The sequence below is a fragment of the Lysinibacillus sphaericus genome, from assembly GCF_001629735.1.
Classification (GTDB): domain Bacteria; phylum Bacillota; class Bacilli; order Bacillales_A; family Planococcaceae; genus Lysinibacillus; species Lysinibacillus pinottii.
Genome location: NZ_CP015224.1, coordinates 1,270,513 through 1,294,309 on the forward strand (window position 1 = coordinate 1,270,513; position 23,797 = coordinate 1,294,309).

At 33.9% G+C, this 23,797-nt stretch carries 19 protein-coding genes and 1 pseudogene; 13 read left to right on the top strand and 7 right to left on the bottom strand.

Annotated elements, in window-relative coordinates; all coding sequences use genetic code 11:
- Positions 1 to 96: 96 nt before the first annotated feature.
- From A2J09_RS24525 to A2J09_RS24115, 3 genes are all read left to right on the top strand, one after another.
- Positions 97 to 240 carry a four-helix bundle copper-binding protein gene (locus A2J09_RS24525; protein ID WP_309150426.1) on the top strand — a complete coding sequence of 48 codons (144 nt, stop codon included), beginning with the start codon at positions 97 to 99 and terminating at the stop codon, positions 238 to 240.
- Between the two features lie 726 nt (positions 241 to 966).
- On the top strand, positions 967 to 1,230 hold the full coding sequence (locus A2J09_RS06205) for a hypothetical protein (protein ID WP_145912395.1): 264 nt from the start codon (positions 967 to 969) through the stop codon (positions 1,228 to 1,230).
- 953 nt (positions 1,231 to 2,183) lie between these two features.
- Complete coding sequence (locus A2J09_RS24115; RefSeq protein WP_231112990.1) at positions 2,184 to 2,369, top strand: YetF domain-containing protein; 186 nt, start codon at positions 2,184 to 2,186, stop codon at positions 2,367 to 2,369.
- Positions 2,370 to 3,376: 1,007 nt separating this feature from the next.
- Here the strand turns inward: A2J09_RS24115 and A2J09_RS06215 are convergent.
- On the bottom strand, positions 3,377 to 3,637 hold the full coding sequence (locus tag A2J09_RS06215; RefSeq protein ID WP_036161516.1) for a hypothetical protein: 261 nt from the start codon (positions 3,635 to 3,637) through the stop codon (positions 3,377 to 3,379).
- Between the two features lie 261 nt (positions 3,638 to 3,898).
- On the opposite strand from A2J09_RS06215, the gene A2J09_RS06220 reads away from it, so the two are divergent.
- A complete protein-coding gene (locus A2J09_RS06220) occupies positions 3,899 to 4,777 on the top strand; it encodes an alpha/beta fold hydrolase (RefSeq protein WP_206701029.1) in 879 nt (292 codons plus the stop codon).
- 275 nt (positions 4,778 to 5,052) lie between these two features.
- Here A2J09_RS06220 and A2J09_RS06225 read toward each other — a convergent pair.
- Positions 5,053 to 5,354: pseudogene (locus tag A2J09_RS06225) on the bottom strand (spore coat protein CotJB).
- Positions 5,355 to 5,893: 539 nt separating this feature from the next.
- Here A2J09_RS06225 and A2J09_RS06230 point away from each other — a divergent pair.
- Together A2J09_RS06230 and A2J09_RS06235 are read left to right on the top strand one after the other, a co-directional pair.
- Complete coding sequence (locus tag A2J09_RS06230) at positions 5,894 to 6,502, top strand: YpjP family protein (protein ID WP_031417167.1); 609 nt, start codon at positions 5,894 to 5,896, stop codon at positions 6,500 to 6,502.
- Between the two features lie 791 nt (positions 6,503 to 7,293).
- Positions 7,294 to 8,652: a (R)-1-hydroxy-2-aminoethylphosphonate ammonia-lyase gene (locus A2J09_RS06235; RefSeq protein ID WP_036161519.1), complete on the top strand. Its 1,359-nt coding sequence runs from the start codon at positions 7,294 to 7,296 to the stop codon at positions 8,650 to 8,652.
- Between the two features lie 712 nt (positions 8,653 to 9,364).
- Here the strand turns inward: A2J09_RS06235 and A2J09_RS06240 are convergent.
- Positions 9,365 to 11,023 (bottom strand): methyl-accepting chemotaxis protein, encoded by a 1,659-nt coding sequence (locus A2J09_RS06240; protein ID WP_012294270.1) that lies wholly within the window; start codon positions 11,021 to 11,023, stop codon positions 9,365 to 9,367.
- A 1,345-nt stretch (positions 11,024 to 12,368) separates the two neighbouring features.
- Complete coding sequence (locus A2J09_RS06250) at positions 12,369 to 12,719, bottom strand: winged helix-turn-helix transcriptional regulator (protein WP_012294272.1); 351 nt, start codon at positions 12,717 to 12,719, stop codon at positions 12,369 to 12,371.
- Between the two features lie 111 nt (positions 12,720 to 12,830).
- Between A2J09_RS06250 and A2J09_RS06255 the strand changes: the two genes are divergently transcribed.
- Complete coding sequence (locus A2J09_RS06255; RefSeq protein WP_012294273.1) at positions 12,831 to 13,886, top strand: zinc-binding alcohol dehydrogenase family protein; 1,056 nt, start codon at positions 12,831 to 12,833, stop codon at positions 13,884 to 13,886.
- A gap of 232 nt (positions 13,887 to 14,118) precedes the next feature.
- Here the strand turns inward: A2J09_RS06255 and A2J09_RS06265 are convergent, their stop codons facing one another.
- Together A2J09_RS06265 and A2J09_RS06270 are read right to left on the bottom strand one after the other, a co-directional pair.
- Entirely contained in the window at positions 14,119 to 15,018 is a 900-nt protein-coding gene (locus A2J09_RS06265; protein ID WP_012294274.1) for a phosphotransferase enzyme family protein, read from the bottom strand.
- A 554-nt stretch (positions 15,019 to 15,572) separates the two neighbouring features.
- Positions 15,573 to 16,055, bottom strand: a complete 483-nt coding sequence (locus A2J09_RS06270; protein ID WP_081112814.1) for a gamma-type small acid-soluble spore protein — start codon at positions 16,053 to 16,055, stop codon at positions 15,573 to 15,575.
- Positions 16,056 to 16,339: 284 nt separating this feature from the next.
- On the opposite strand from A2J09_RS06270, the gene A2J09_RS06275 reads away from it, so the two are divergent.
- From A2J09_RS06275 to A2J09_RS06285, 3 genes are all read left to right on the top strand, one after another.
- Positions 16,340 to 16,525 (top strand): hypothetical protein, encoded by a 186-nt coding sequence (locus A2J09_RS06275; RefSeq protein ID WP_012294276.1) that lies wholly within the window; start codon positions 16,340 to 16,342, stop codon positions 16,523 to 16,525.
- A gap of 391 nt (positions 16,526 to 16,916) precedes the next feature.
- Positions 16,917 to 19,001, top strand: a complete 2,085-nt coding sequence (locus A2J09_RS06280) for a serine hydrolase domain-containing protein (protein ID WP_012294277.1) — start codon at positions 16,917 to 16,919, stop codon at positions 18,999 to 19,001.
- A 603-nt stretch (positions 19,002 to 19,604) separates the two neighbouring features.
- The gene (locus A2J09_RS06285) at positions 19,605 to 20,015 is read left to right on the top strand and encodes a hypothetical protein (RefSeq protein ID WP_012294278.1); all 411 of its coding nucleotides are present in this window, start codon (positions 19,605 to 19,607) and stop codon (positions 20,013 to 20,015) included.
- Positions 20,016 to 20,578: 563 nt separating this feature from the next.
- Here A2J09_RS06285 and A2J09_RS06290 read toward each other — a convergent pair.
- On the bottom strand, positions 20,579 to 21,307 hold the full coding sequence (locus A2J09_RS06290; protein WP_012294279.1) for an alpha/beta fold hydrolase: 729 nt from the start codon (positions 21,305 to 21,307) through the stop codon (positions 20,579 to 20,581).
- 225 nt (positions 21,308 to 21,532) lie between these two features.
- On the opposite strand from A2J09_RS06290, the gene A2J09_RS06295 reads away from it, so the two are divergent.
- The 3 genes from A2J09_RS06295 (at position 21,533) to A2J09_RS06305 (ending at position 23,619) form a co-directional block, all read left to right on the top strand.
- Positions 21,533 to 21,769: a DUF3953 domain-containing protein gene (locus A2J09_RS06295; protein WP_306796007.1), complete on the top strand. Its 237-nt coding sequence runs from the start codon at positions 21,533 to 21,535 to the stop codon at positions 21,767 to 21,769.
- A 200-nt stretch (positions 21,770 to 21,969) separates the two neighbouring features.
- Entirely contained in the window at positions 21,970 to 22,392 is a 423-nt protein-coding gene (locus tag A2J09_RS06300; RefSeq protein ID WP_012294281.1) for an ester cyclase, read from the top strand.
- 279 nt (positions 22,393 to 22,671) lie between these two features.
- Positions 22,672 to 23,619 (top strand): oxygen-dependent tRNA uridine(34) hydroxylase TrhO, encoded by a 948-nt coding sequence (locus A2J09_RS06305; protein WP_012294282.1) that lies wholly within the window; start codon positions 22,672 to 22,674, stop codon positions 23,617 to 23,619.
- The last annotated feature ends 178 nt before the right edge of the window (positions 23,620 to 23,797 follow it).

The window sequence follows — 23,797 nt, forward strand, 5'->3', positions numbered from 1 at the left end:
CCTGATGTTCAAGCTCGAATACATTGTATTCAAATGTTGAACGATTGTGCAGAGATATGTTTACTTGCAGTGTCTTTAATGTCTAGGAATAGCGAAATGGCTAAGCAGTTTTGCAAACTTTGTGCTGAAGTTTGTGAATCATGCGCTTCTCATTGTGAAAAATTCCAAGATGAACATTGCCTAGAGTGTGCTAAAATTTGCCGTGAATGTGCAGAAGCATGTAATAGAATGGCATCATAAAGAATAAAGCTCCTTATCTTAGGAGCTATTCTTTATCGGTATGTCTACAAGTACATATTGTTTTTGTTTAAAATGAGAAGTACTTTATGAAAGGAAGCAGGTAGTTTATTACTCAGAGCGGTCATGGACATCAACATCAAGTTAACTTAAAGGGGAATTTATGTTTTTATTAAATATTTGGGAAAAATGTACTTAGAAAAGAAGGGATGAATAAAGTTACAGGAGCAGCTCAATATACTGGAGATTTCTCAGCTCCAGGGCTTTTATATAGGCTTTATTGAAGCTTTTATATCGAGCGAAGAAAAAATAAAACTGGTCAATGATGCAAGAGAAGAAGCCCTTTTTATGGAACTCTATAAACCGAGGGAACGCCTTTATATATTTGGTGCAGGAACTGACGTAGAACCCTTAGTTAAAATAGTATCAAAATTAGATTTTCTAGTATCTTGATTGACCCTCGGCCTGCAAGATGCAATAAAGATAACTTTCCAACAGTAGAAGAGCTTATAATCGAATTTCCACACGTGTATATTCAACAAAATGATTTACCCTTAAATAGCTTTGTAATAATCATGACCCATATTTTCTTGGTATATTAGACCTGTATTTATAATTCCTTTTTATTTTTTTGCCTTCAAAAGGAGCCTTGCCGGAATCTCCTTTACTCTGTTCTGCATTTTCACATCCATGTTTTGGTTCCCTGAACCGACTACTGTAGATACAATAGTGCAAGAATCTCTTCAATATGAAGTCGATTATTTAACTGGGGATTGGGAATTGGGTAAAATTTTGCTTACATTAATGGTACCACTATCTTTAACCCTCTTAGCTCTTGCTTTCTGGCAACGAAACATTTGGTTCGGCTTCTCGATTATGGCCTTTATAGCAATAGGGAAAGTAGGATGGAGTATCCTATTTGTAGGGAACTCTGGCAAATCTATAATAATTCCAGCAACATTTGTTTGTTTATCTCGGAATTACACGAAGTAAGAGGCGATAAAATAGAGGAACGGTGTTTTATATAAAGACCTGAGATCATAGTGGAATTAACACTCTTCTTATAGGTCTATTTGCACAAGATTAAACCTTGTAAAGAAATAGAAGGGATGAATGTTGCTTAAACGACAATGCGGGAAACGAAGTAATATCTTATTGATGTTTTTAACGATGATATGGTTAGCGAAATAGAAAATCCAATTGTAAAAAAATAAGTGAAATTAGAATGAAAAAATATTTATTATTATACCGTAAACATATCTTCATCAATTTTATCAATACTGCAGCAATTACAATAGCCAATTCTTTGAATTCTTTTTTACTCCAGCAACCAGACAACATTATACTTATAAAAATTAGAATAATTAATCTTATAATTGTTCGTTTTATAATCGCTGCATCCAATTTTTAACAAAATTTATATATATATTTTAATTAAAGTACAAACTTTAGGAAACGATTCTAACTAAATAGGGCTAAATAGGGTATTTAAATAGAGTTTTTACACACTGGTAGTTTAGTTTATACTTATTAAACATATTTGGAATCTAAGGATTCTGATTTCCTTAAATTTTATATACCCCTTAAAATTTCTGAAAAAACGCTTTATTAAATTGATATGAAGAAGTATTTATTTTCATGAATCCCTACTTGGCCAACTTGCGTTTTTCCATTAAAAACAGGTATTTCGATTGGCTTTATAGCATTTCAAATAGCAGCAGTAGCTGAAACACCTTTTTGGACGGATTAATATCGTAAATTTGGTGGGTTTTCTTAACATTTATAGTAACCGTTTTTACATTGAAATCTAAAAAAGCACATCTACTATTTGATGACAAACTGACTACTGTCATTCAAAATGGTCATATTCTAGAATCTGGTTTAAAGAAGAATCGGTTGCATACGACGAACTAACAATGATGTTAAGGGAGCAGGCTATCTTTTCTTTGCAAGATGTACAATTTGCAATACTAGAGACAGATGGTCAGCTTATTTACGAAAATTTAGTTGAACTTGAATTAACAGATGGCAGGCTTATGAAGAAGTTGAAAAAGCAAAAGGTTCAGAACGTTAAAGATGTTTATTTTGCTCAGGTTCAAACAAATGGATCATTGTATAAGTCTGAAAGATAACAAGGAACAAGCAGACTTTTAATACATCTTGTCCTAGCTATTCAAAATGTTCATTCCATAGCATTGGAAATGGCCTAACTTTGTGTGAGCGATGGAGGATAAAGAAAATTAACTCCATATAAATTATTAAATTATTTCCCTATCATTTTAAGATTTTGGCATGTGAAAATTGTGAAGAAAAAATATTCACATTACAAGAAACGGTCTACTGATGTTAAAGATTGTTATGTGATGAAGGCTAAAAAAAGAGCCATCTCCACAATAGGAAAGGGCTTAATGGAATTTGTATGAGAGAACAACATGGGATACGTTGTGCTAAACAATATTGATTAATACTACTATTTATTAATACAACTCTATATATGATCTGTTTATCTTTTTATAGAATTTTTAAAAATACGGCCAGTAATTGAAAATTTAAAGGATCACTCTCTTTTGAAAGTGATCAAGATGAAAAAAATTAGGAGCGCTAATTATCTAAAATAATTGTTTTGAGTGTAATTTATTGTATGTATCAAAAATTCATCAATATAGGCGATTAACATTTGATGTTATCAGGAGTAAATAAGCTGCAAGGTCTTTCTGGTGTATGAACTTTTAAAGAAAAAGATTGAGGTGTTTAACCTAACAATATTAGGATATGAAAGTCTTCAATAATAAAAGCTGTGAAAAGTAGAAAAAGTATAATAAGTTAGATTTATGCATTTTGAATTAGCTTTTATCCATTTAAAGCACCCAATTCTTCTTTTTAATTTTTCGAATTTCTTCATATTTAACTGACTACTAAGGCAATATATGTGCCTTGCATAGAAAGTCTAAAGGACAAAGCCTAACTCAGCTTTAATGCAAGACTACTAAGAAATGAGAGCCAATAATGATGAAATTAAGTAACTAGTATTCCGTCTTTGCTTGGCCTTGGTACAGCTAATCAAATGAATACTTGTAGTTGTTTGAACGTAATATTGCAAAAATTCACACTTCTTTTTATACTAATATTCAAAAGTAACCTATTGCATCATCTTTTTTACTTGGTTTAATTCGCTAATTAATTTATCTAATTGCTTTTGTAAATCATCAACTTCCTTTTGTCTTGTATTATTTAAATTTTGGGATTTCGTGCTTTCCAATGCATGGAGTGCTAGACCTGCTGCAACTGTGGATAAGCCGTCACCAAGAGTGGCAATGGCGGCACCAAGATATGCAAGTCTTGCAATCCCGATTTCTTCACTTTCCAAATTTTGTTCTGAGTTGTTTCTATAATTATTCATTGAATTCCCCATTTCTTCATATTCATTATTTTTACTCATACGTATCTTATGAATAAAAAAGGAGAAAGTTGACGACAAAATAAATTATCATGTGGTGGGTGGTGTAGCTGCCCATATATAGTCCATACTTAAAAAATTTTTTATCTTTTACTTTTTCAACATATAATGTACCATCTTTATGAACTTCAACATAAAATACGTCAGTGAAAGGGTTGATACCAGATAATTGTTTCTTTAAAGAAATAGAAAAGGGTGATATTATTGAATTCTAAGCTTCATCAGGAAAGATTTGTTAATTATTTTATTGATGATGCTGGAAGAAAAATAGAATATTCAATTATAGGAAAAGGGACACCGATTCTCATGTTTCATGGTGGACATTCTAATTGTATGGAAGATTTTGGATACGCTAAGTTATTGGAACATGGTTATTCAATCATAACACCTTCTAGAGCGGGATATGGTAATACTGACCCACTAATCGGGAGAGACCTTCAATCTGCTTGTTATGGTTATTTAACAATACTCAATCATTTGAAAATTGAAAAGGTACATGTAATTGCAATTTCGGCTGGTGGTCCAAGCGGAATCCTTTTTACCTCTAAATATCCAGAACGTGTAAGAAGTCTCACTCTGCAATCAGCCATAACTAAAGAATGGCTAAAATCTAAAGATATGGAATATAAAGTAGCCCATATAATATTTCGTCCAACTATAGAAAAATATACTTGGAGAATAATTGGTCTCTTAAGTAACCTATTTTCCAAATTTATGTTTAAACAGATGGCCCCTTCTTTTAGTAAGCTCCCTTATATTCAAATAGCTAGTCAAATTACTTATGATGATATAGAGACGTTTTGTAGAATGAATAATAGACAGCGCTCTGGATATGGTTTTATTATTGACTTATCACAAACTGGAACAATTTCTGAAGCTGATTTACACTCAATTAAATGTCCTACATTAATTTTACATAGTATAAATGATAGTGCTGTCCCTTTTAATCATGCATATCATGCACACTATAATATTAATGATTCGAAACTTTGTATTCTTGAAAGTTGGGGTCATTTAATTTGGCTCGGACAAGATTCAGAAAGAATGTATGATAAATTAATAAAATTTCTGATATCATTTTAAATTGTTTTTAATTTCAATTCACCAAATTGGATGATTATCAAATATATATAAATAATTTACAATCTATGCGAAAATACGGATATATTAATGTTTGTGGTAGATCATTAATTTTTTTACATAATAGAGAAAGAGGGAAGTAGGGGAAATTCATCATGTAATAGTGTGGATGGGTCTTGGACTATATGATTAGAATTTAAAGAGTTTAACTTTTCACTTATAGAATTAAGTCTTTTTTGATACATGTATTAACCTTAACCGGATATTGGAGTTTCTTTTCATAGTACCACAAAAATTATTCCTCCTAGACTCATATTTTGGACCTGCCATTGCCAAGGCGTATCAATCCACTTGAAAGGATAGTCCGAATAACTTCTTCCAAAATTCATTAATGGACCAAATTTTTGCTCATAATTAACTTTAAGTTTCATACATTTTTCAGTATTTTCATTAAATTGCTGAATTGCATCATAATCATTGGGATGAGTATCCAAGTATAATTTAATTCAACAATGACAAAATCGATGGCTTTTATTTCTTCCAGTAGGGTATAAAATTCGGGTGGCATCTTTTTACTCACTCTAATTCCCTCCTTACTGGAGGCGGGTAGGGGCTAAGCGCTTAGTTCTATTCTTTATATTTCTCATCATAAGTATTTTAGATTAGCAAATTTTTTAAAAATTGAGTTAATACTTATTACAAAATTTGAAATTTTGCTTACACGCTGCCAAGAATTATTAATATTATATTAGCCCCAACAAGCCCCAACATAGTCCCAAAACAAGCCCCAACTGTGTGCATTATTTTGCGTTAAAATGCATTGTAAAGAAAAATGAAAAACCCCAAAAGCTGCATAGAACAGGCTTTTGAGGGCTTTGTAGGGTACATATTACAAAATAAAAAAATTAGTCCGTGAAACATAAAGATGATAAATAACCTAACATTAATAAAAGACCAATACCCATTGCGATGCTCATGCTTTGTACCTCCTTTAAAAAACGACACATTATTCATAAATATTGTACAATGAATTATAGAAATATGAAACCTTTTAATGGCGAGAACGTATATAATAATAGGAGAATTACCAATTTGTACATAAAGAGTAGGTGATACTGAATGAAAACGTGGGTTAAAAAAAGTATTGTCATAATGGTTGCGTTTTTAACATTTGGTTTAATTACGCCAACGCATGAAATATGGGAAGCATTTGATCAAAATCCTTCGAATCGTGCATCTATTGGTCCTGCATCAGGGACAAGCACGGCTCTAGCTGCTGAGCCTGATCTTAGTAGGGACGAGCAGGTTCATATCCAAGAGGAAGAAATTGATTATAATGCCTTGCTTATGGATGCAGCGAGAGAGCAATCATACATAAAGTTTGGTACTAAAATTGGTCCAAAAATTAGCCATGAATTCGACAACATCATCTTCCCAAAAATGGAGGAGGCGATTGCAATGACTGTCGCTAGTTTGGACGAGCAAGCTTTAGCATCTTTAACCATCTCAGAAAAGCCAAGTGGTAATTATGGTGAGAAAATTTTTAACGTGATCAACACCGACACAGGAGCTGATGTAATCCGCTTCCATGTACGTACAGAAAAAAGACCACAGGAAGGCTATTATTACAACTTCCATTATCACAGTGTCGAGGACAACTTCATGGCACATTATAACCTAGGCGATATTTATTGGGAAAAAAACACACCACCGAAGTGGTTGTCATAAAAGATTCGAAACACTCGTTTACAAAACGGGTGTTTTTTTGTGGGAAAACGTTGATATATCAATGTTTGTGTTAGTTCATTAATTTATTAATGCTGAATGTAATAGGGAGAGGGACAAGTAGGAGAAATAATTTTAAGTTTTTACTTTGGATTTAGCAAAAATGTATCTTTTGGCTTATGAAGGGATAAAACAACGCCAATTCACGCCAGTGAATGACGAAATAATTGGCGTGATAAGAATTGCACGCCATATAATTAGAATATGACCACCAAGGATTTGGCAGTAATCCTCCCTTGAAATGGCGTTGCTAGAAATGATAGGATAATAATTGTTCGAGTTAAATTTAGCTATAGCTAGATAAAAAGTATTAAATGGCATGTTAGTACGTACCTATGGTATATAGTTCTACTAATATATTTATTTTATCGATTCACCACAATAAAATAATAGATGCAAAAGCTGTTTTATACCAAATATATAAAATTGACTATGGAAAAGATAAAAATAGTCATTTTACGAAAAAAAGCTTCAATTTTAATTTAGAAATTTAACGCTTATTTCATTTAGGCAAAAACGCATATTAAAAATTTTTAACCACTCCATTGAGTGGTTTTTTATTTTGCCCTGATAAGTAAGTATAGGGCAGTTCCTCACCCTTGATTCACAACCAACAACTACGTATAAATGTGATTAGGTGAAAAGATTTACAAGATATTAATATCTAATTAAAAAACAAATGTTATTTTGTTTAGGTAAAAGAATTAATTACCTATAATGGAGGAGAAGAAATAATGGAAGAAAACATTGAAGTGTTAAGAACAGAGGGGGACATTAATTTAACAAAAACTCGTTCTTTATGGCAAGAAAAACATTTGAGCAAAGAATCTTTTGAGTTTTTAAACGATGACTCTAAGTATTATTTACATCAATCTCTTTCTACTCCTTGTTTAAATATTATTGAAAAAAGCTATGGAATTTACATAGAGGATATAGATGGAAGGAAGTATATGGATTTTCATGGAAATAATGTTCATCAAATAGGCTATGGTAATGAATATGTTATCCAAGCAGTAAAAGAGCAGTTGGATATTCTTCCATTCTCACCAAGACGTTATACAAATAAAGTTGCGATCCAGTTGGCAAAAAAATTAGTTGATATTGCACCAGAAAGTTTAAATAAAGTACTGTTGACTCCTGGGGGAACTTCAGCTGTTGGAATGGCTTTAAAACTTGTTAGAAAGGTAACAGGTAAATTTAAAACTATATCTATGTGGGATTCATTTCATGGTGCATCTTTAGACGCTATTTCAGTTGGAGGAGAAGCACTTTTCCGTAACGGTATGGGCCCTCTAATGCCAGGGAGTCTGCATATAGCTCCTTACAATTCATATCGTGGTTTATTTGATGATGTCAATGGTAGATTTAAATCCCTTGACTATCTAGAATATGTACTTGAAAGAGAAAATGAAATCGGTGCAATTATTTTAGAGCCTGTTCGTTGTACAGACGTACATATCCCACCAAAAGAGTACTATCAACGTTTACGTAATATTTGTGATAGGAACAATATATTATTGATTTTTGATGAAATTCCAACAGCTTTAGGGCGAACAGGTAAAATGTTCACTTTTGAAAACTTTGGAGTTATTCCAGATATTGTTTTATTGGGAAAAGGATTGGGTGGAGGCGTATTTCCAATGGCAGCGATGCTTGTAAAAGGAGAACTTGATGTTGCCCAAGATATTGCACTCGGTCATTACACTCATGAAAAAAGTGCATTAGGTTGTGCAGCAGCATTGGCTACTCTTAATTATATCGAGGATTTTAAATTAATTGATAAAGCTAATCAATTAGGAAATTATATGAGAATACGTCTTAAAAAGATGCAAGAGCACTATGAAATTATAGGTGATGTTCGAGGAATCGGTCTTTTATACGGAGTAGAATTAGTATTAAATCGCAATTCGAAAGAAAAAGCTATATCTGAAGCAGAGCAAGTTATGTATAAATGTATGGAAAAGGGATTAAGTTTTAAAGTATCCCAAGGAAATGTGCTTACTCTCACTCCACCACTTATCATTAAGGAACATGAATTAGAACTGGCAATGGATATTTTAGAACAATCTATCCAAGAGGTTTTAGAGCAGTAATATAGATTTACGATTTATTAGACTGAAGAAACTAAACATCTCATATGAGGTGTTTTTATGAAATAAAGAAATTTGATGTAGTATTCCAAAACAAACAAATGATGTCGGTGGTGGTTATGTTAGATGGCATTGGGCAACCTAATTGTTATTTTGAAAAAAACAGTTGTCATAAAAGATTCGAAACACTCGTTTACAAAACGGGTGTTTTTTTGTGGGGGAACGTTGATATATCAATGTTTGTTGTAGTGTATTAAGTTATTAAATATAACATGAAAGGTTGAGGGGAGAGGTAAGGAATAGTATGTACCCCAAAATCATCATGATTTGATTTCATAAGATTTTTCAAATGAATTTAAGGTGATGATTTTATCCATGAGGGTAGATACATGTATCTCATCTTTTTCGAATGAATGTTATTGATAGTGCATTTCCATAAATTAAGTGGCATGACAGCACCGATTAAAAAAGAAAAAAATTAAAAATTGGGGTTTATTAGGTTGTTCATTACGTCAGTTAATATTTTGCCGTAGGGGATGGGCAATCGCACTGTTAGCCTACTTAAAGCAAAATTGAACAAAGTTTTAGAAATCATAATATACATAACCTACTGTAAGTGAGCGACATAAAAATAAAGCCCGAACATTGGCAAGACACTTCAACATGTGCCTTGCGCGATGATTCGAGCTACAATACCTTTATTTAAAATAATGTTTTACAGTGAAAATTTATCTATTTCTTTTCTTAGTTGCTCCGCGAATAAATTCAGGTCACGAGCTTTTTCTGATACGATGTTGATACTCTTTAATTGTTCTTGTGCAGATGCGGAGACTTGCTCTGTTCCAGCAGATGTTTCCACTGCCGACCCAGAAATATTGTGAATAGAGCTAATAATTTTCTCCTTGCTCTGATTCATTTCAGATGAAAGCTGCTGAACATCACGAGCAACTTCAATTGTTTGATCTAAAGCCTCTTTAATTGTATTGAAAATATTGCTAGTGTCTGTAGCTGCCTTTGCATTTTGTTCAACGATTTCAATGCTAGTTTTGATTTCCGTTACAGCACTTTTCGAAATCGCTTGAATGGCTGTAATTTTACTTTTAATAATTTCTGTTGCGTTAGATGTTTGCTCAGATAGCTTCCGAATTTCATCAGCAACAACTGCAAAGCCTTTACCAGCCTCGCCAACACGAGCAGATTCAATCGAAGCGTTAAGAGCAAGTAAATTTGTTTGGGAAGCAATTTCTGTAATTGTATTAACAATACTCGAAATGTCTGAAGATGTTTTATCAACTTCTTGAACAATTGTACTAACTTGCTGTGATGAATCGCGATTTTTTTCTGACCATATAGAAAGCTGCTGAACTGTATCTACACCTTGATTGCTTAAATCATCAATTTGAGCTGTCATTGTTGCAATTTTTTCAGTATGCTCAAATACACGGTCAATATTGCTTGAAAGCTGTTCTAATTGTTCGGCTCCTTTTTCGGTATCGTATGCCTGCTCCTCAGTGGATTTAGCAATTTCGCTAATCGCTATACCAATTTCATCCGTTGTTTGTACAGTATCATCTGCAATCTGTAAAAGTGTTGTAGATGATTCTACTAACTCATTGCTTGTACTTTGAATATTAACCGTTATATCTCTAAGGGCGGAACGCATGGCTGTGATGCCTTGAGCCATTTGTCCAATTTCATCTTTGTGATTCGATAGCTTTACTAATTCCACACTTTCATGGAAATCTAAATTTGCGGTTTGCTGTAGCGTATTTTCTAAACTTTTTAGTGCTCTAACGATACGATCAATAATCCACCACATTAAGCTACCAATAATTAAAAAACTAGCGATGCCAATAATGATTTGAAACATTAGAACAGGTTCAATAATGGATTTGATTCCACTTTCAGGGACTCCGATGTCCATAACACCATAAAGCTCACCATTACGGTAAATAGGTTCCATAATATCATACGTCCATATACCTTGAACTTCGGCATACCATCTTGTAAATTGTTTTACCCCTTTAGTGGCCCCTTCTATTGTGTAGTCATCCTCATAGACTTTATTTAACTTATTTGAGTCACTATGTGCAACAGCTTTGACATTTTTATCAATAATAATGGCGTATGTTACATTGTCCTGTTGTACTTTTGTATCAACTAATTTTTGTAGTTCAGGTATTGGATCTGTTTCAGCATTTAAAATTGTTTCGGCTTGTTTAGCCATTTCAAAAACTTGCTCTTGAGCCTTTTCTATTAGTACTTCTTGGCTCTTTTTATTAACAATCCATACAGCTAAGCCCGCATTAACAATGGAGGCTACTAATAGTAATCCCAATGTGAAAAAAAGTAACCGCTTTTTAATGCTCTTCATGTTTTTTCCCCCTATACCAAAGTTTCAGTGGTTTAGCCTCTTCGTTGATAGTTAAATGTAAAATCTCTAATGAATTCAAGCAAGCTCAAAAATCTGGAATAAAGTTAATCGATATATAATGGATAGAGGCTTTACTACTGGATAACATACTAAAACTTTGGTAGATTTATCATACTTAAAAATAGTATTATATAAGGGAAATATAAAGTCAATACAGTTTGTGTAGAATAAAGACGAATTCTGTCTAAAAAACATTATTCTAGAATATGTTAAAGAGTGAAGCGTTAGGCCTCCCATGGCAGATAGTGAAGATACATTTTATCGATTTTAGCCGTTTATCTTTAATGTAAAAAAAAAGCACATTCTAATCTTCCATAGAAACGTCCAGTTGGACAGGAACCATTGCAAAATGTATCCACTTATTAAAGTGTTAGCGCCAGGAGTTTCGTATCACTACTATAAGTACAACATGATATTCAATTAATGATAAAAGAATCCTACGGAAAAGAAGTCTGCTTTTCCGTGGGATTTTTTGTGTTGTGTTTGGTATAGAACCAGTATCTACAGCAACTTTGTGGAGTTGTAAAAAATACATACTCAATTAACAGAATATTCTAACTTTAAATAGAACCCGATTTTAGAGGCGCCAAAAGTTCCATCAATCTATCTAACAGTTTCTGATAATTTAAAGGTATCAGGACCATCTATAAAGAAGGTTTTATAGGGGGAATTTTCGTTATACCAGCAAGACCCTAAGTCATTCTCCGTAATGGGTATTTTTTTAATTCTTCACTTCCGATTTTTGTTCCACCTTCCTTTCGATGGAGAGGTACAAGCTAAAGATGTTGGAACTAATAATTACATATATAAGAAAGGGATTGGTATCTTGAAGAAAATTTTGCTTTCTGGCTATTTCAGTATAATTTTTTGTGTAGGTATATTGTACGTACCTGTGTCATTAAAGTGGGGGCCACATCTTGAATTTTATGATAAAAGGTATGTTCCTTTATGGCAATTACACACGCAGGAATTCCAAGTTGATGATTATTATCCAATTTATGAGCTTGATATGATAAGAATAATTTATGAAATTGGCATAGTAACTTTATTATTCTTAATAGTGTATTTACTATTAAAGGAAGTCTTTCTTAAAAATTCATAATTATAATTCTGAAAAATAGGGTGGTTAAACGGAAAAAAGCACCCTCAACATGAGCGTGCTTTTTATAAAACAAATGGTCACTGATTTAAATTTGGTTTGAATTAAGAGCATTAACGGCTCTTGTTCATTTTACGGCCGCATCCTATTTTTAATATTTACATATTTTGTTACTCGAAGAAGATATTATTTTTTTAAATTATACTGCTCCCCCCAATCTCTCATCAGTTTGATTATTGGTTCGAGTGTTCGACCGAATTCAGTTAATGAATATTCTACTTTGGGTGGTACTTCTTTAAAGATTTCTCTATGGATTATGCCATCCTTTTCTAATTCACGAAGTTGTAACGTTAGCATTCTTTGAGTAATATCGGGCATTAAACGTCTAAATTCATTGAAACGCTTAGTCCCTGACATAAGGTGATATAAAATCACACCTTTCCATTTACCACCAATTACTGCGAGTGTTGCTTCAACTGGACATCCATAGGCATCCGGACAAGCAGTATATAAAGTTAAATTACTATTATCTGTCATAAGATAACCTCCAAAATATTTAGTATACAAATTGATACTATCCAACAAAAATGTGCGTACTTACATTAAATATATCATCGTATTATTATAGCTGATATAAAGAATTAAAAAATGAATGGAAAAGGAGCAATTTTAATGATGGAAAAAATGAAAGCTGTAGGTCTACATCAATACTTACCTGTTGATGATGCAAAGAGTTTATTAGATATACAAATAGAAAAGCCGGTAGCTAAGGATAGGGACTTATTAATTCAAGTAAAGGCTGTTTCAGTGAACCCTGTTGATTATAAAGTTAGATCTCCGAAAGAAAAGTATGAGGAAATTCCTAAAATTTTAGGGTGGGATGTGGCAGGCATTGTCGTCGAGGCTGGTCCTCTATGTACATTGTTTAAACCTGGTGATGAGGTATATTATGCTGGTGATATAACTCGCCAAGGCTGTAATAGCGAATTTCATCTTGTCGATGAGAGAATTGTAGGTCATAAGCCAAAGTCATTAAATTTTGCAGAATCTGCCGCATTACCATTGACTTCAATTACTGCATATGAGGCCATATTTGATAGAATGAAAGTTAGTCATTTTTCAAACGAAAATAAAAATAAAACAATTTTAATTATTGGTGCAGCTGGTGGGGTAGGTTCTATTGCAATCCAACTAGCTAAATGGGCTGGATTAACCGTTATAGGTACAGCTTCTAGACAAGAGTCACGCATTTGGGCTACTGAACTAGGTGCAGACTTTATGATCAATCACTATGAGGAATTTATTCCACAGCTAAAAAAAATAGGTTTTGAAGCAGTTGATTATATTCTATGTTTGAATTCGACACAAGAATATTGGGTCAATATGGCGGAGGCTATCGCTCCACAAGGAACAATTTGTTCTATTGTAGAAACAGATGAGCCAATGAATTTGACATTACTTAAAAATAAAAGCGCAACATTTGTGTGGGAGTTTATGTTTACACGATCTATGTATCAGACTGAAGATATGAATGAACAACATAAATTATTAAATAGAATAGCAATTCTAGTGGATAGTAATATTTTAAAAACCACAATAACTAAAATTCTATATCCCATTAATGCAGACAATTTGAGAAAGGCGCACTCTATTCTAGAAAATGGAAAAACCATTGGGAAAATTGTGCTTGAGGGTTTTAAATAAGCAATTGTGACTGCCTTTGTATGAGGCAGTCAATTTGCTTATTCAACTAATATGGAGGTAGGGAAAAGCATGTATCCCCAATTTTTTATAAGTGATGATTTCATCCATGAGATTAGAATGCATGTACCTTATCTTTTTAAAATAAATGTGCATAAACTTTATAAATCGTCTGAAGAGTATCTCCAACTAAACCGCAACTGTAGATATAGGAGTATGTACATGTTGAAACAACTTATAAAAAAATGGAAAAATCATTAATACCGGCATATGGTTCTTGATTTCTGATTTTGTCTTCTAAATTCTGTAAAGTATATCCTTGCCATTCTTCTAAATTACCTGTATTCCATTTTTCTTTAAATAATTGATATAAATAAATCTCTCTTATTTTTAAGAAAATAGGAATTTGTATAATTATATCCTTATGAAGCATATTTTCTGTTCTATAGCCTGCAAAAAAATTACTCATAAAGAGTTCACAAAAAGAATTTGTACTGTCATTGTATGAGCTATGCTGCCAATAAGCATGATAGAAAGCTACTGCAATATCTTGAGCATACCAATTAAAAGAGCAGTCATCAAAATCAATGATAGTTATACTACCTTCCTCATTAATAATGAAGTTTCCTTGATGATAATCATTATGAATAAGCCCGAAAGTATCAGGAGTAATCGTGTATGAAGTGAGACTGTGCCCCAGCTTTTTATATTTCTCGCTAATCCATGGTTCTAACTTGCCTCTAATATTAAATACATCAGGGTTTTCAACTTTCCATTCAGGACGTTCTATCGTTTGTAATTTGAAATCTTTGGATAGTGCATGCATTCTCCCCAAAATTTTACCAATTTTTTTAAACGTTTTTTCATTCCAGTGGGATTTATTTGTAACATCAATGTGATCTCCCTTCATAAATTCAAAATATGTTTTTACCCGTTCTTCCTCATATTCTAAAGGAGTTATTGGCTTGGGTACAAGAACACCTTTTTCATATAAAAAATTCATCCACGCTATTTCCTGTAAAACCATCTCCTTTGTTTTGTTCTTTTCAGAAATTCTAGCGATCTTTTCTTTGTCTTTGATATAAAAAACGTCGTTATTAAATCCTCCATTCAACCTCACACGGTTTTCTTGCATTTTGTTTCCTCCTTTTTAACTATCAATTTACGAGAACATTTTTTATTTAACATTAACCTAGTAACTTCTTTGTCACTTCTTTCGTATTAAATAATAAATTATGCGTCATAATAATAATGTACGATAAATATCCTTTTTTATCTTTCCTATTTAATAAAATGTTAATTAAATTGAAGAAATAGAATTTCGAGTGAAGAGTACCGACAGACTTCGGTAGTATAGGAGGGGGGATAGGTGATGGTATTTACTCCAATTAAACCAATGCTTTTACATACGGGTAACACCAATGAAATAGTAAACGATGATGAAAATATCTTAAGGTTGCCTTATCCTTTTGACTAAACAAGATAATAGATTTTCTTGACCTAGTAATACTTTGACTGCTGAATTTTCTGAGTTATAGGATGTAGGACTTCTATATAGGAACCATACAGCATTTATTGATTGCGAAGGTGTTGTGCTTAGAAATGGTTACTGGTGTTAAATACTTAACTTATCATGGCAAGTTAAAAAAACAACAGCCAGCAGAGGCTGCAGGCTGTTGTTGATGCGTATTATTTTGAGTTGTTTTCATTTGCAAATCGGCCAGAAGCAAATTTTTTGTTAGCTTCAGCTTGTTGGATTTGCTGTCTGATTTGATTAACATCCGTCTCCATACCAAATTCTTGGCTCATCGAGTTCGTTGAACCAGAAGCTTGGTTTTTGTTAGCTTCAGCTTGTTGGATTTGTTGTTTAATTTGATTAACATTCGTCTCCATACCAAATTCTTGGCTCATCGAGTTCGTTGAACCAGAAGCTTGGTTTTTGTTAGCTTCAGCTTGTTGGATTTGTTGTTTAATTTGATTAACATCCGTCTCCATACCAAATTCTTGGCTCATCGAGTTCGTTGAACCAGAAGCTTGTATTTTGTTAGCCTCAGCTTGTTGGATTTGCTGTTTAATTTGATTAACATCCGTTTCATTTCCAAATTCAACGTTCATTGCGTTGGGAGTTGCGTTTGGAATTTTTGAGTTAAAGTTTTGATTGTTGTTTGCCATTAAAAATCACCTCCTGAGTTTAGTTTGTACAGAAGGTGAATTAGTATCCGTTTTTTAGTGTGTTAAAAAAATATTATGGTGGTATATCAGGTCCACTTCAATGGTATGATAAAGCTCCAGCAAATTACACGAGATTGACAAGGTGAAATTTAAAACGTATATTGAAAAAGCCTTAAAGAGGCAGATACAACTTTTTCAGATGCCTGTAGAATAGCATGGGATTTCCCGGAATGTAACTATTTTTAAAGTTGTAATCATTCAAGTTATAAAAAAGGACGGATGTAATGAAATATAATAAAACAATTATGCTAAAGCTTATCAATGAACATCGAGCGTTGCATGATGAACTAAAAAAGCTAAAATCTGAAATGGGATTAGAGAAAAATTTTGCAGTAAAAGCTTTGTATCATTCATATGTGGCAGAAGATGGCCCTTATATGAAAGAATACCAGGATTTAGAGCGATTATAATAAAAGGCGGTACCACTAAAAAGCATGTTTTGGACAATCATTATTTTCAAAACATGCTCTTTAGATTTGTTCTCATATAAAGGAGAATAGGTACTTTATTATAACAAGTCATTCAATATGGATGGCTTTTTTGTTTTTGTCTTTTTTTTGTAGGCGTCATAAGGAATGAGAACAACTGAACTTTCGAACAGTTTAGTGTCATACATAATAGAGGGTGACCAACAAAGCTAATTTAGTCAAATATAAGTCTTAAGACTGATATGGTATAAGCCTATCAATGTATTTACGAGCCTTATAAAACTAAGATATTCTATTTATAGGAAATGTTTCTTGGTTTTGGGAAATGAAAATCTTAAAATCAATCACACCTATCTAAGGAGGGAAATTTTTCATGAAGAAAAAATTATCTGGGGTGTTAGCTGCTACATTAGCGTTAACGATTAGCCTACCAACAGGAGCTCTGGCGGCTTCTGGCAACAATCAGTCTACGGTTTTGGTTAGCCAGGAAGTTGCTAGCCAAGCTCTGCAAAAAATTGCGGCAGAGAAGGCTAATCTACTCATTAAGTCTTATGAGACAACAAGTGTACAGTATGCGCTAATTGATAATGGTCATATTATTGTGTCGGGTCAGACTGGGAAGAACGATATGAAAGGAAAACAGCCGTTGACTAAAGATACCCTATATGGAATTGGTTCAGTCAGTAAAATGTATGCAACGGCGGCTGTGATGAAATTGGTCGATGAAGGAAAAGTTGATTTAGATGTTCCTGTCGTTCACTATGTTCCTGATTTCAAGATGAAAGACGAGCGTTACAAACGCATTACGCCACGTATGCTGCTGAACCACTCATCCGGCTTGCAAGGTACTGGGTATGGTAATAGTTTTTTATTTGACGATAATGATACCTACGCCCATGACAACTTGTTGCAACAATTGTCCACCCAGAGCTTAAAGGCGGACCCAGGTGCATTCTCGGTATACTGCAACAACGGCTTTACGTTGGCTGAGATTATGGTGGAAAAAGTAAGCGGTATGAGCTTTACTGAATTTATACATGAACGGTTTACAAAACCCTTAAAGCTAAATCATACGAAAACACCGCAGGACAAAGAGGAAAACGATAAGCGAGCTGGACTTTATTTTCCTACGTACCATGGGCAACTTCCTGCTGAATCGGTGAATGTGATTGGTACGGGAGGGATCTCTTCCACAGCAGAAGATATGATACGATTCGCACAAATATTTATGGGACAGGGACAAGGAATTCTCTCTGATAAGGCAGTCAAGGCGATGGAGCAAGAAGAATATAAAAAAGGAATGTGGCCAGAGGATGGAGCCAATATCATCAACTATGGTCTTGGCTGGGATAGTGTGAAGCTATATCCATTCAGTGAGTACGGGATAAAGGGCTTAGCTAAAGGTGGCGATACAGGACTGCAACATGCTTCATTGGTCGTACTTCCTGAACAGAAGATGGCTGTGGCTGTATTGACATCGGGCGGTAGCAGCTCTACAAATCAAATGATGGCGACAGAAATATTGCTCGCTGCGCTTAAGGAGAAGGGCACGATTAAGGAGATTAAGCCGAACAAATCCTTTGGCAAGCCAGTCAAGGCCAAGATGCCTCAAGACATAGTAAAGAAAGCAGGTTTTTATGGCAATAGCTTCAGTCATTTTAAAATAAAAATTACGAACAATGGAGAGCTACTTTTACCAGCTATTTCTGAAGAAAAATATGTATATACTGCGAATGGAAGCTTTATTAATGAAACAGGTACCTCCAAGTTCAACTTCGTCACAGAGAAGAATGGCCGAACATATTTAGTGGAAAGCACATTTATAACTTTACCAGGTTTAGGTCAAGTAGCGGTTACTCAATATTTAGCCGAGAAATTAGAAGACAATGTGTTATCGAAGGAAACCGCTGCCGCATGGGCCAAGAGGGAAGGCGTTAAGTTCTATCTCGTCAACGAGAAATTTAGTTCTGCTCAATATCTCTTACCAATGATGCTTACCACACAAATTACTCGCGATGAAGAACTAAAGGGCTATTGGAATGGCAGAAAAATTACAGGTCCAAATACAGCCGCGCATCAGCTTCAGATCCCTGTGATGGCAGGCCGTGATACAACAGAATCTCGTTTCTATACAGAAGGCGGTAATGAATATATGGAGATGTCCGGATTAATATATGTCAGTGGATCCAACTTGAAATCACTGCATGCAGGCCAATCATCTAAAGTTAAGCTGCAAGCAAATGGGCATGCGGAATGGTTTACGATCCCTCAAGCAGCAGCAGGGAAAACAATGACTGTGGAGCTGCCAGCAAAGAGTTCGTTTGCCGTGTATGATGAGGCCGGACAATGCGTCAACTTTACAATTGTGAGCGGCAATAACAAAGTAAAGCTGCCGAAAAACGGAACGGTTGTATTTGCTGGTGCGCCGAACGCGGAAATGGCAATTACGTTGAATTAACTACTCCATTATGTGTGCCATAAACTATGTAAAAGATTATAAATCATACTCAAATGAAAGATAAAATGTAGGGATTCGCCAAAAAATGGCGAGTCTCTTTCCTTTTTAATGATTTTTAACTGTCTATACATAGGAAGAATAATAGGCTCATCTTATGTCGTACAACGGGGTTACTCGCATTAGATTGGCTCCAATTGTTGCTTCGGACATTTTCCCATTATGCGCAGAGGCTGATGATTCTAGTAAGTAATGCGGAGGATGCAAAGTTTATAGGGGACGTGGGAGAGAGCTAGAGCAAATTAGGCATTTACGTAGGTCGGCTAAGTAAAGAATTGAAACATAAGATGCAGTAAAAATCTACAAAAAATAATTCTTACTGCATAGTGTAGTTTTATAAAAAAGATTGATCGTTCATAATAAAGGTTGATTAAAAATCCTATGCTGATATGCACGATTTTTTGTTCAATAAACGGGTCATATTATCGAATAACAATTTTTAAAGATATATTTCCAAACGACGCTTTGGTAACTTTATTTGCTTATTTAGACTTGGCTCTTTATTCTTAATAAAGGTTAAACAAGTAACAAGAGGGGCGATAAATAGTGAGGATTCAAGAAGTAGAAGGTTATTTGAAAGGAAAAATAAATGTTGATACAGATTCAGTAGCGTCTATTTGGACAACATTTAAAGAATTTTGTGAGGAAGATATTGTAGGAGAAGATGAAAAGGAAATTTTATTCGAATGTGGTACTTACCGTAAAGAAATGTTTCATTTTTCGTTTGTACGCCAGTTTACTGAATACGAAGATGATGAATATTTAGGAATGAGCCAGCTTCATTGCAAACTATTATTTACTGCTATTGATGAATTTAAAAAATTACAAGTTACAGAATGGTCAATGGATTTTGAAAGCTTAGATGAATTTTTTAGACATATAGAAAATCTTAAAGTATTTAAAAATATAGTTAATTTAAAACCTAAAACAGTTCAAATTTATCAAGATGAATGTTAAGAAGTTGAGCTGTATATCTGTACATCCAATAACGAAATAACGTTCCCAAATAAAAGTTTGGGTAGACACAAAAGCCAAGAAACGCTGTAAAACAAACGTTACTTGGCTTTTTCATTGGATATTGTTTATACATTTTTTATACAAAGGTATATAAAGAGAGTTTACAATAAGACTTTTCAAAATTTTGCAGAAAACATTGTAGGGGTGTTATATGAATAAAAACCTGTATATGGAGACTTTCTAAATCTGTATTCTTCTCAATCCATTATTACAATTGCTGGTGGTTTAAGTGAAACCATCTTCAACAATCGTGCGCGAATGTGGAGCAACACAGGTAATAAATAATCAAACTTTTTTATAAAAACCTAACTTCAAACTGCTAAAGAAAATCCCTTTTGATTAATCTTTTTCAAAAGGGATTCTACTTGTTTAACGTAAAATAAGGGTTTTCGAGGTATTTTTGCTCAAATTTTATTGCCAAGCAACACTTATAGAACATTAAATAGTCGTTGATGTGTGGATCAGGTGTTGGTGGATATACTCATTAACTTGATCAGGTCTATCTAAATTAGTTGCGTGATGGGCATTTTAATTATTTTTAACTGTGACTTTTTAATCTTTATATGTAGATACTCTTGTTGTCTTTGAATCATCGTATCGTGGTCACCATGTAATAATAAGGTAGGACAATTTACTTTTCCTAATTCATGGCCACTTTCCATTCTCGATACGGCATTCCAAATTCGAATCCAATTTTTATAAGACATTGCTGCAACTGTGGAATAAATATAGTGTTTATTTGCTTCGTTAAACTTTGATAGTGTATGTGCCTGTATTTTTGCTAGAAGTGACATTGGAATGAATAAGCTAGAAAATCGATTAACAGGAATTAGTATCTTTTCATACCAATTAAATTTGTTTGTGAAGGGGGTCCCTATTAATGTAAGTGATTTTACGTAATCTGGATAGTGAATGGCGGCTTGTAAAGAAATATGTCCACCCATTGATAAACCACATAAATGGGCCCGTCTAATTTTTAGATGATGCATCAAACCAATTAAATCTTTAGTGAAATCTTCAGCATCTACCTTCCCGTTCGGAAGAGATGAAGCTCCATGACCACGAACATCCCAGGTGATGGTTTGATAATATTTAGAAAAATAATCCACTTGTTTATCCCATTGCTGATGGTCCCATGATGCACCATGAGTAAAAATTAATGGCTCTCCATGTCCTTTTGTTTCATAATACAAATCTACATTATTAATTGTACATTTTGGAATGTAAAACACCTCTCATTTATCTAAGATAATCGTGACTAAATGTTAACATAAAAGTGATTGTCAGAGAAAATATTCCCATTTTACTGCGCCCGATAAATGTGTTAGCGGCAAGACATACATAACCAGCAGATGTTTTACAGATTAGGTATAGAAATTAAAACAAAAGGTTTTTTGGGAATTATATCCATGTTATTAGTTGTATTGTATAATCAAAGATACAATAACTAAAAGGTGATGATTATTTTGCTAACTATATTACAAATTATTTTTTCAATCATAGTAGTATCACTCTCAACTTACGGAATTATCACAGACGATTACCAGTTGAATTTTTTAATGATATTCTTCTTAGGATTATTGATGTTAATTTTAGGGATTAAAGAATTTCAAAGAGAGCAAAAAGTTTATGGTTGGCTTTTTATCGGAGTATTTTTATTGATAGAATATGTATCCATTCAAACTTTTTTATGATTTATTATATCCTATGCACATAGACAAGGTACTACTGCTTTTGCTTTGAAACCTGCATCCAAAAGCAAGAGAGCAACGTTTGGTGGGGCTATGAGAGTGAAAATGGTAGAATTAGATTCCAATTCAATGACTCTTACATTATTATGAAGTATGGGAGATATTAATACCCCCTTCATCATATATAGCAACGGAGGACTATCATGACACCAGAGCATATTGTTAAGAAATTTTTTGAAGAAGTACGTTCAGGAAAAAATCCCGATTACGCAACTGAATTAATGGCAGACCAAGTACTGGCACACCAAGTTATTTCAGAAGAAGAATTAACGGTTAAAAGAACGCCAAAAGATTATGCTGACCATGTAAAAGAAATGGTAGAAGCGTATGGCAATTTTTCATTAGAGATCCAAGAATTTATTGTACAAGATCATAAAGTATATGTACGCTGGAAACAAGTTGGGACGCATGTTGGCGAGGTCGATGGATATGAGCCAACGAAGCTTCCAGTGATAGAAATAGCAAGCGCAGTTTATAGAATTGAAAATGGAAAAATAGCAGAATATTGGATTCAAATTGATCGTGCTGGTATTGAAAACCAACTCAAACGAAATCAAAGTATTTAACATCCTTCGGGGTGTTTTTATTTTGCCCTGAAGAGTGGGGAAATTTACTCAGGTCTATTATTGAATAATCTTAATAAACGGAGTCGGACCTAATGGTGGAATTACATTTATTTGTAAAAATATTCTAATGTCCACTTTGCAAATTCTTTATTAATATCGTTATACCCATTTCAGTCTAATTACCGATAGCATTTTAAGTGATTTTCCTTTATGGTTAATAGGTCGTAAAAGACACTATCAGGAATATCCTGCAAATATTGAAATGATAGGTGGAAAACAATGAATTATCAAGTATTATTATATTACCATTACACAACGATTGAAGATCCTGCTGAATTTTCAGCAACGCACTTAGCCATGTGTAATGAAATTGGTTTAAAAGGTCGTATTTTAGTAGCCAATGAGGGCATTAACGGTACTGTGTCAGGTACGATTGAGCAAACAGAGCAATACATGGCAAACATGCAAGCTGATCCATTATTTGAAGGCATAGTCTTCAAGATGGATGCGGCAGACGGGCATGCATTCAAAAAGATGCACGTACGCCCACGACCTGAGTTAGTAAACTTAGGCTTAGAAGAAGACGTAAACCCACATGAATTAACAGGGCGCTACCTGTCACCAGAACAATTCCTTGCTGAAATGCAAGATGAAAATACAGTAGTATTAGATGTGCGTAACACCTATGAATACGATGTCGGCCATTTTCGTGGTGCGATTCGACCAGAAGTAGAAAACTTCCGTGATACACCGGAATGGGTACGTGCAAACCGCGAGTTATTCGAGGGAAAAAATGTTTTAACCTATTGCACGGGTGGGATTCGTTGTGAGAAGTTTTCAGGCTGGATGAAACGTGAAGGCTTTGGCAATGTCGGTCAATTACATGGCGGTGTTGCAACATACGGAAAAGACCCTGTAGCAAAAGGTCAATTATGGGACGGAAAAATGTATGTATTTGATGAGCGTTTAACGGTGCCCATTAATCAAGTAGAGCATGTGATTATTGGTCGTGATCATTATGACGGTGAACCCTGTGAACGTTACATTAACTGTGCAAACCCTGAATGTAACAAGCAAATCATTGCTTCTGAAGAAAATGAAGCAAAGCATTTAGGTGGCTGTACAATCGAATGTACCAAGCATGCGCGCAACCGTTACATCGTGCGTCACCATTTAACAGAAGAGCAAGTAGCTCAAACGATTGAGGCGTTACAAGCAGAAGCATGAAGAGCTGTCTAAGTATACAAAACTTCGTGAAATATTTTTCATAATCTCTATAAATCTTATAGAGATATTTAAAACACTCGAATGAAAGTGTTCAAACTATCCATTTCAAATGGGACTAGTTTGCTCGCTTACGTCGGGTGTTTTTTCTTTTGTATGGAATCATAATGGACTGAGGAAG

Coding starts and splice junctions, on each gene's coding strand:
- A2J09_RS06230 (WP_031417167.1), top strand. CDS start 5,894: ATGAAAACGTGGGTTAAAAAAAGTATTGTCATAATGGTTGCGTTTTTA.
- A2J09_RS06215 (WP_036161516.1), bottom strand. CDS start 3,637: ATGAATAATTATAGAAACAACTCAGAACAAAATTTGGAAAGTGAAGAA.
- A2J09_RS24525 (WP_309150426.1), top strand. CDS start 97: ATGGCTAAGCAGTTTTGCAAACTTTGTGCTGAAGTTTGTGAATCATGC.
- A2J09_RS06300 (WP_012294281.1), top strand. CDS start 21,970: ATGACACCAGAGCATATTGTTAAGAAATTTTTTGAAGAAGTACGTTCA.
- A2J09_RS06265 (WP_012294274.1), bottom strand. CDS start 15,018: ATGCAAGAAAACCGTGTGAGGTTGAATGGAGGATTTAATAACGACGTT.
- A2J09_RS06235 (WP_036161519.1), top strand. CDS start 7,294: ATGGAAGAAAACATTGAAGTGTTAAGAACAGAGGGGGACATTAATTTA.
- A2J09_RS06275 (WP_012294276.1), top strand. CDS start 16,340: ATGAAATATAATAAAACAATTATGCTAAAGCTTATCAATGAACATCGA.
- A2J09_RS06305 (WP_012294282.1), top strand. CDS start 22,672: ATGAATTATCAAGTATTATTATATTACCATTACACAACGATTGAAGAT.
- A2J09_RS06270 (WP_081112814.1), bottom strand. CDS start 16,055: ATGGCAAACAACAATCAAAACTTTAACTCAAAAATTCCAAACGCAACT.
- A2J09_RS06250 (WP_012294272.1), bottom strand. CDS start 12,719: ATGACAGATAATAGTAATTTAACTTTATATACTGCTTGTCCGGATGCC.
- A2J09_RS06295 (WP_306796007.1), top strand. CDS start 21,533: ATGATTATTTTGCTAACTATATTACAAATTATTTTTTCAATCATAGTA.
- A2J09_RS06255 (WP_012294273.1), top strand. CDS start 12,831: ATGAATGGAAAAGGAGCAATTTTAATGATGGAAAAAATGAAAGCTGTA.
- A2J09_RS06280 (WP_012294277.1), top strand. CDS start 16,917: ATGAAGAAAAAATTATCTGGGGTGTTAGCTGCTACATTAGCGTTAACG.
- A2J09_RS06240 (WP_012294270.1), bottom strand. CDS start 11,023: ATGAAGAGCATTAAAAAGCGGTTACTTTTTTTCACATTGGGATTACTA.